At 69.6% G+C, this 2,173-nt stretch carries 1 protein-coding gene; it reads left to right on the top strand.

Annotation, left to right across the window (positions count from 1 at the left end; genetic code table 11):
* Nucleotides 1-2,173: type I polyketide synthase (locus tag ACZ6O5_RS31235; protein WP_465981919.1), on the top strand; the 2,173-nt coding region annotated here is incomplete at both ends.

The following is a 2,173-nucleotide window of genomic DNA, read 5'->3' as shown; positions in this document are numbered from 1 at the left end:
TACCACGACTACGCCATGCAGTTGGCGGCGAGCCCGGCCGAGACCGAGGGGTATGGCACCGGGACCAGCGGAAGTGTGGCGTCGGGACGGGTGGCATACACGCTGGGCCTAGAAGGCCCGGCCGTGTCGGTGGACACGGCGTGTTCGTCGTCGCTGGTCGCGATGCATCTCGCGGCGCAGGCGTTGCGCTCGGGTGAGTGTTCCATGGCCCTGGCCGGCGGCGTGACCGTGATGGCCACACCGGGAGCGTTCGTGGAGTTCTCCCGACAGGGCGGCTTGGCCGCCGACGGGCGGTGCAAATCGTTCGCGGACGCGGCCGACGGCACAGGCTGGGGTGAAGGCATCGGAATTGTGGTGTTGGAACGGTTGTCGGATGCCCGTCGGCGGGGGCATCAGGTGTTGGCGGTGGTGCGGGGCAGCGCGGTCAACCAGGACGGCGCCTCCAACGGGTTGAGTGCGCCGAATGGTCCGTCGCAGCAGCGGGTGATCCGTCAGGCTTTGGCGAATGCGCGGTTGTCGCCGGGCGAGGTGGATGTGGTGGAGGCGCACGGCACGGGCACCACGCTGGGTGATCCGATCGAGGCGCAGGCGCTGATCGCCGCGTACGGCCAGGACCGGCCCGCAAACCAGCCGTTGCGCCTGGGGTCGGTGAAGTCGAACATCGGCCACACCCAGGCAGCCGCCGGCGTCGCCGGAATCATCAAGATGGTCCTCGCGATGCGGCACGGCCTGATGCCCAAGACACTGCACGTGGACGAGCCGTCCACACACGTCGACTGGTCGACCGGCTCGGTGCAGCTACTCACCGAGGCCACACCCTGGCCGGACGGCGGGCGGCCACGACGGGCCGGGGTGTCCTCGTTCGGGATCAGCGGCACCAACGCCCACCTCATCCTGGAAGAGGCCGAACCCGCACCGGACACGGCGTCGGGTCATGAACCGGCCCCGCTACCGGGCGGCGGGGTGGTGCCGTGGTTGTTGTCGGCCAAGTCCGAGGTGGCGTTGCGGGCGCAGGCGCAGCGGCTGGCCCGGTTCGTGGACGACCGACCCGAGGTCGAGCCGGTGGCGGTGGGGCGCGGGTTGGCGGCCCGGTCGGTATTCGCGCATCGGGCGGTGGTCCTCGGCCAGCACCGGCAGGTGTTGGTGGATGGGTTGCGAGCGCTGGCCTCCGGTGGTCAGGCGTCGGGGGTGGTTGCCGGGGTTGCGGGGTCTGGTCGGTTGGCGGTGGTGTTTTCCGGGCAGGGGAGTCAGCGCCTCGGTATGGGTCTGGGCCTGTATGAGGCGTATCCGGTGTTCGCGGAGGCGTTCGATGAGGTGTGCGCGTCCTTCGACCGCCATTTGGAGCGGTCGTTGCGGGGCGTGGTTGCGGGTGAGCCGCGGCTGTTGGATCAGACGATGTATACCCAGGCGGGGTTGTTCGCGGTGCAGGTGGCGTTGTACCGGTTGGTCGGTTCGTGGGGGGTGGCCCCGGAGTGTTTGGCGGGGCATTCGATTGGTGAGTTGAGTGCGGCTCATGTGGCGGGGGTGTGGGATCTGGGCGATGCGGTGGCGGTGGTGGCCGCGCGTGGCCGCCTGATGCAGGCGCTTCCTGCTGGTGGCGCCATGGTCGCGTTGACCGCCAGTGACGTCGAGGCGCAGGAGTTGATTGCCGGGCACACCGACCTGGTCGGGGTGGCGGCGGTCAACGGCCCTCGCTCGACGGTGATCTCCGGCGACCAGAGCGTGGTGCTGGACCTTGCGCAGCAGTGGCGAGACGCCGGTGGTAGGGCCCGACAGCTGCGGGTCAGTCACGCGTTCCACTCGCCGTTGATGGAGCCGATGTTGGCCGAGTTCGCCGAGGTGTTGGGCGGGGTGGTGTGGCGGGAGCCGACTATCCCGGTGGTGTCCGGTACCCCGGGTGCGGATGTGACCGAGCCGGGATACTGGTTGGCGCATGTCCGCCAGACGGTGCGGTACCACGACGCGGTGACCGCGCTGCGCGAGCAGGGCGTGGATGTTTTCCTCGAGCTGGGCCCGGACGGCACGCTCACGTCAATGGCCGACACCGACACCCCCGATGCAGGGGTGTGGCTGCCAGCGCTGCGAGCTGAACGGGACGAGCCGCAGACACTGCTGACCGCGGTCGCTGGTGTTCACGTACACGGCGGGACCGTGGACTGGCCGACACTCCTCG

The sequence above is a fragment of the Micromonospora sp. NPDC049201 genome (assembly GCF_055586805.1).
This window is presented reverse-complemented; position numbering and strand designations above follow the sequence as displayed.